Annotated in this window: 6 protein-coding genes; 2 read left to right on the forward strand and 4 right to left on the reverse strand. The window is 68.1% G+C overall.

The window, feature by feature from the left end:
- Positions 1-208: 208 nt before the first annotated feature.
- The 4 genes from ACFQEU_RS10320 to ACFQEU_RS10335 form a co-directional block, all read right to left on the reverse strand.
- Positions 209-1717 (reverse strand): RtcB family protein, encoded by a 1509-nt coding sequence (locus ACFQEU_RS10320; RefSeq protein WP_379781829.1) that lies wholly within the window; start codon positions 1715-1717, stop codon positions 209-211.
- A gap of 53 nt (positions 1718-1770) precedes the next feature.
- Positions 1771-2283, reverse strand: coding sequence for a hypothetical protein (locus ACFQEU_RS10325; RefSeq protein ID WP_379781831.1), 513 nt, complete (start codon positions 2281-2283; stop codon positions 1771-1773).
- A 127-nt stretch (positions 2284-2410) separates the two neighbouring features.
- Positions 2411-2839: an archease gene (locus tag ACFQEU_RS10330; protein ID WP_379781833.1), complete on the reverse strand. Its 429-nt coding sequence runs from the start codon at positions 2837-2839 to the stop codon at positions 2411-2413.
- Positions 2836-3780: a DUF502 domain-containing protein gene (locus tag ACFQEU_RS10335; protein ID WP_379781835.1), complete on the reverse strand. Its 945-nt coding sequence runs from the start codon at positions 3778-3780 to the stop codon at positions 2836-2838. Before ACFQEU_RS10335 ends, ACFQEU_RS10330 begins: the two co-directional genes overlap by 4 nt.
- A gap of 231 nt (positions 3781-4011) precedes the next feature.
- Here ACFQEU_RS10335 and ACFQEU_RS10340 point away from each other — a divergent pair, with 231 nt between their 5' ends.
- Together ACFQEU_RS10340 and ACFQEU_RS10345 are read left to right on the forward strand one after the other, a co-directional pair.
- Positions 4012-4485 (forward strand): GNAT family N-acetyltransferase, encoded by a 474-nt coding sequence (locus ACFQEU_RS10340; RefSeq protein ID WP_379781837.1) that lies wholly within the window; start codon positions 4012-4014, stop codon positions 4483-4485.
- Positions 4486-4612: 127 nt separating this feature from the next.
- Positions 4613-5747: hydroxymethylglutaryl-CoA reductase (locus ACFQEU_RS10345; RefSeq protein ID WP_379781840.1), on the forward strand; the 1135-nt coding region annotated here is incomplete at its 3' end.

A 5747-nucleotide genomic window follows, 5' to 3' on the forward strand; every position in this document is an offset into this window, starting at 1 on the left:
GCTCGACGCGCCGAGCGCCCCGAGCCCCGCGATCCCACCGACGACGATCGCGCCGGCGGTCCCCAGCAGCGACCGCCTGCTCGTCCCCATCGATCCCTCACGACCGCGCGTGTGTCCCGTCATTCCGACGCGAACTGGGCGCGGTATCGGATATAAGCCGTCGCGACCACGGAGGGCGGGTGGTCGCGAGCGACGCGCCGGTCCGCGGTCAGCCCTTGATGTTACAGACGGGGAACGTCCGGGCGACCCGGTCGCCGATCCCGAGCTCGTCGCTGACGCGGATCACCTCGTCGACGTCCTTGTAGACGCCCGGAGCCTCCTCGGCGATCGTCGCGCCCGACTGCGCTTTCACGTAGATCGACTGCTCGCTCGCCAGGTCGTCTTGGACGTCGCCGCCCCAGAACTCCTGTTTCGCCTGTGTCCGACTCATCAGTCGGCCGGCCCCGTGAGCGGTCGACCCGAACGAAACGCGCATGGACTCCGACCCACCTCGGAGAACGTACGACCCGGCACCCATGCTCCCGGGAATGATCACCGGCTGTCCCACGTCGCGGTACACGGCCGGCACGTCCTCGTGTCCGGCCGGGAACGCCCGCGTCGCGCCTTTCCGGTGGACGTACAGCTCGCGTTCCGCCCGGTCGACGACCTCGTCGCCGGTGGCGGGAAGCCCGTCCTCGCCGACGCCGACCTCGTGCGTCTCCTTTTTGCCGATGTTGTGTGCGACGTCGTACAACAGCTCCATCTCCAGGTCGTCGATCGGGTCGGCGTCGAACACCTCGCCGAACGTCTCGCGGACCTGATGGGTGATCAGCTGGCGGTTCACCCACGCGAAGTTGATACACGCGCTCATCGCGCCGTAGTACTCCTCGGCTAGCTCGGAGCCGGCGGGGGCGGCCGCGAGCTCCTTGTCCGGCAGGTCGGCGAGCAGGTCGCCGTGTTCCGTCTCGATCCGTCGGAGATAGTCGTTGCAGGTCTGATGGCCGAGCCCGCGACTGCCACAGTGGATCAGGACGACGATTTCCCCCTCGTGTAGACCGTACGCGTCCGCAACGTCGTCGCGGAACACGTCGGTGACGCGCTGTACTTCGAGGAAGTGGTTCCCCGAGCCGAGCGACCCCATCTGGTTGCGTCCGCGGTCCATCGCCTTCTGTGAGACGTACTCCGGGCGTGCGTCCGGCCGTCGCCCTTCGTCTTCACAGTGTGCGAGGTCGCTCTCGATCCCGTACCCTTCCTCGACGGCCCACTCGACGCCACGTTCGAGCGCACCCTCGATCGCGTCGGCGTCGCCGTCGATCACGCCGCCCCCGCCGAGCCCGGACGGGATCGCCTCGAAGAGGGCGTCGACGAGCGCCTCCTCGCGGCCTCGCACGTCGTCGTAGGTGAGCGAGGTACGGACCATCCGCACGCCGCAGTTGATGTCGTAGCCGATCGCGCCGGGCGAGATGCAGCCGGTGTGGGCGTCGATCGCGCCGACCCCGCCGACCGGGAACCCGTACCCCTGATGGCCGTCCGGCATACAGATCGCCGGTTCGACGATCCCCGGGAGGTGCGTCGCGTTCCGCAGCTGCTGGAGGGTGGCGTCCTCGCCGATCTCTTCGAGGAGCGACTCGCTGGCCAACACCCGTGCGGGGACGTTCATCTCCCCCTCGCGGGGGATCTCCCAGACGTGTTCTCGCACCTTCTCCAACCGGATCCCATCGAACTCGCGCGTGGTCATAGCCGAGGATTCGACGCGACGGGGGAAGGGCGTTACGTCGGGCGGCCGCGCGCCTATCGGTCGGCTGGATCGACGGGAACCCACCCGATCGCCCCGTCCGCGAGGGTGAACGCGGCGAACACGCGACCCAACACGACGCCGTAGATCAGGTGGGCGACCGCGATACCGACGCCGAACTCGAGGCCCGCCGTCACGCCCGGCAGCGGAAGCGTGGGGACCGGTAGCGACGTGGCTCCCGCGAGCGCGAGTGACAGGGGTAACAGCAGACCACCCGTGATCACGCCGAGCAGCGCGGAGTGGAGGACGCCAAGGGAGAGGCAGCCGCCGACGTCGTTTCGGAGGTCATCGAAGAACGGTCTGTCGAACATCGCGACGAACAACACCCCGAACGCCGTACTGTTGAACAGGTGAACCGCCCAGCCGGCGAGGACCGTCTCGACGCCGATGAGCGCGCCGATCGTCGGCATCAGCCCGAGGAGCCCGTGTAACACGACCCCCATCGTGACGCCGGCGACCGCGCCGCCGACAGCGCCCGCTCGCCACGCGGCCTGACTGGTTTGTGACATATGACAACACACGCCACACAACGGCATAACGCTTTCGACCGAAATGCGCTTGAACAACGGTTTCGGACCTATTTACCGGTCGAATTACGTAGGAATCGACTACCCGTCTGCCTGTCGGCCGGGCCGCTCACACGTCGAAGACGACGTACGCGTACCAGCCGTCGTCCCTCGGTTTGAGGGTCATCTCGGAGTAGGTGACGGCCTTGACCTCCCGCGCGTCGACGCGGTCGAGCGGTACGCCGCGCGCGGTCGCTTCGACGGTCCACGCCGCGCTCGGGCCCGAGTCCTTCGGCGACAGCACTTGGCAGTCGTGGTCGGCGGGGAGCACCTCCCGCACGTCACGCTCGTAGATCAGGTGATCGAGGTAGTCGAACAGCAGCCCCTCCCGACTCTCCGCGCGGACTTCGACCCGGAACCGATCGCCCCCTGTCCCCGGAACCGAGTCGCAGCTCGCGGCGGTGAGCCCGTCCGCGACCGCCGCGAACGTCGCGGAGAGGGTCGGGCCGGTCGCCTCAACGGCGATGTCGGCGGTGTGATCGCGGAGTTCGTACGTCACGATCCGCCGTTTCGGCTCCGATCGGTTTCCGTGTTGTCATCGCCGTCGCCCCCCGGATCGAACCCGGTGCCGAGCGGCTGCCCTCCGTTTCCTGCCCCTTCGTCGCTTTCGGTCTCCGTCCCGTTTTCGGGCCCCGAACCGGCCGATCCCGGTTCCGCTCCGTCTGACCCCTGTTCCGCCTCGTTCCCCACCCTCGGCGGATCGAACCGCTCGTCGACCTGTCCGGTGACGGAGAGCTGTCGCAGCTTTTCCCGAGAGAGGCCCTCCGCACCGTCGACCGCTTCTTCGAGGGCGACGCCGCTCGTCACCAGCGCGCGGATCCCCTGTTCGACCGTGAGATCGACGTCGACGATCCGGTCTTCCGGGACGAAGACGACGTGGCCACCCATCACCGGGTTCGGTGCCATCGGCATAAACAACGTCCGCATGGACTCCTCCCCGCTCGGCGCGGTCACCGCGTCCGGCGTTTCGCTCGTCACGAACGCCACCGTGTACACGCCCTCCGTCGGGAACTCGACGAGGACGACCTCCCGGAAGTTCGCTTCGTCTGACTCCAACATCACGTCGCTCATCTGTCTGAACCCCTCGTACACCGACCCGATCCCGGGGACCGCTTCGATAACGTAATCGACGTAGTCGACGGCGCGTTCGCCGTACCGTGTCGAATCCACCGCGGCTCCGATAAAGACGATCGCCGTGACGAACACGACCGGCGTCGCGAGCTCGATGAGCAGCTCGCGCTCGATCCGTCCGACGACCGGAACGACGACTTGGGGCGACACCGTCGCGAGCACGGAGGAGAACCAGTCGAGGTAGTCGTACACTGCGTTGAACGCGATCGCAAGGACGAATACCGTGATGACGAACGGAACGACCACCGCGACCCCGGTGAGGAACGCCCGCCGGAGCCATTGCCGGTTCGTCGTCGACTCGCTGGGCATTACCCCGATCCATGTACGACGACGACAAAAACTATCGTGGTTGTGTCACAGCGTCACCGCTGTCGTATCGGTGCTCGCGGTCGAAGGCCTCGCATCGTCGCGGACCGGCCGTCGCGTCGGCGTAGCACGACCGTCGCATCGTCGCGGACCGGCCGTCGCGTCGGCGTAGGACCCCTCGCATCGCCGTCGTCCCGGTGGAGTTATATCCCGCTGGCGTGTTATCCAGTCCCAGTGAGCGTCAACGTGGAGCAGCGGACCGATCCGCCGGGCGAGTCCGAACACGTCATCGAGGCGTGGGAGCTCAAAGAGCGGATCCGTCGTATCGACGGCGTCCTTCGCCAGCGACGGAGCTTCTTCGTCGACGCCTATCGGCGCTCGACGACGTATCTCCTGTTCGAGGACGACCGCCTCATCGCGTTCGCGTCCGTCCGCCGCGACGGCTACGTGCTCTTTCTCGCCGTCGACCCCGAGTATCGCGGGCAGGGGCTGGGCGAGCGGCTGGTCGCCGAGGTGGCCCAGGAACACCGGTCCGTCTCCTGTCACGCCCGGACGACGAACGAGTCGGCGCTCGGCTTCTACGAGCACGTCGGCTTCGAAGTCGAACGACGGATCGACAACTACTACGAGGACGGGGGGGACGCCTACTACCTCACGCTGGGCCGGGAGAGCCTGCGGGAGCGACTCTCCGATTTCGTCCGACGGTAGGGCGTTCCGGCGATGCCGGCCGGCGGTCACGGAATCCGATCGAACGGTCGTCGTGACTCGCGATCGGACGGTCGTCGAGAACCCCGGAACCGACAGCCATTAGCGCCCGCCGTGAGGAGACGCGGGCATGAGCGAGCCAACGATCTCGACGCTCGTCGAGCGCGTCCGTGACGGTGACGTCCGCCTCCACGAGCTCGAAGAGCACGTCGATCCCGACGCCGCGGCGACCGTCCGGCGGCGAGTCGTCGCCGAGCAGTCCGGGGCCGACGTCGACGCGTTCGGGGAGTACGCGTTCGACGCGGCCGACGCCGACCCGAACATCGACAACATGATCGGCGGCGTTCAGGTACCGGTCGGCGTCGCCGGCCCCGTCACGGTCGACGGTGGGTCGCTGTCGGGGTCGCGGTACCTCCCGATGGCCACGACTGAAGGGGCGCTCGTCGCGTCCGTCAACCGCGGTTGCTCGGTCATCGACGCGGCCGGCGGCGCGACTGCGCGCGTCACGAAAAGCGGAATGACCCGTGCGCCCGTCTTCAGGGTCGCCGACGTCGCCGAGGCCGAAGCGCTCGCCTCGTGGGTGCGGGACAACGTCCCCACGTTGCGGACGGCCGCGGAGTCGACGACCAGCCACGGCGAGCTCCGCGAAGTCACGCCGTACGTCGTCGGCAACAACGTCTACCTCCGGTTCGCCTTCGACACGAAGGACGCGATGGGGATGAACATGGTCACCATCGCCACCCGCGAGGCCTGTGACGTGATCGAGGCGGAGACGGACGCCTCGCTCGTCGCGCTCTCGGGTAACCTCTGTTCCGACAAGAAGCCCGCCGCGGTCAACGCGGTCGAGGGGCGCGGCCGGTCGGTCGCTGCCGATGTGGAGATCCCCCGCGAGGTCGTCGAAGACCGGCTTCACACGACGCCCGAGGCGGTCGCCGAGATCAACACGCGAAAGAACCACGTCGGCTCCGCGAAGGCGGGGTCGCTCGGCTTCAACGCACACGTCGCCAACACGGTCGCGGCCATGTTCCTCGCGACGGGCCAGGACGAGGCACAGGTCGTCGAGGGTGCGAACGCGATCACGACCGCCGAACTGACGCCCGAGGGCGGCCTCTACGTCTCGGTGTCGCTCGCGAGCCTGGAGGTCGGAACGGTCGGCGGCGGGACGAAGCTGCCGACGCAGGCCGCCGGCCTCGACGTACTTGGCGTCCGCGGCGGCGGCGATCCTCCCGGAAGCAACGGCGACGCGCTCGCCGAAGCGATCGCGG

It is taken from the genome of Halorubrum tibetense (assembly GCF_042661865.1).
Lineage (GTDB): Archaea > Halobacteriota > Halobacteria > Halobacteriales > Haloferacaceae > Halorubrum > Halorubrum tibetense.

Coding starts and splice junctions, on each gene's coding strand:
- ACFQEU_RS10320 (WP_379781829.1), bottom strand. CDS start 1,717: ATGACCACGCGCGAGTTCGATGGGATCCGGTTGGAGAAGGTGCGAGAA.
- ACFQEU_RS10325 (WP_379781831.1), bottom strand. CDS start 2,283: ATGTCACAAACCAGTCAGGCCGCGTGGCGAGCGGGCGCTGTCGGCGGC.
- ACFQEU_RS10335 (WP_379781835.1), bottom strand. CDS start 3,780: ATGCCCAGCGAGTCGACGACGAACCGGCAATGGCTCCGGCGGGCGTTC.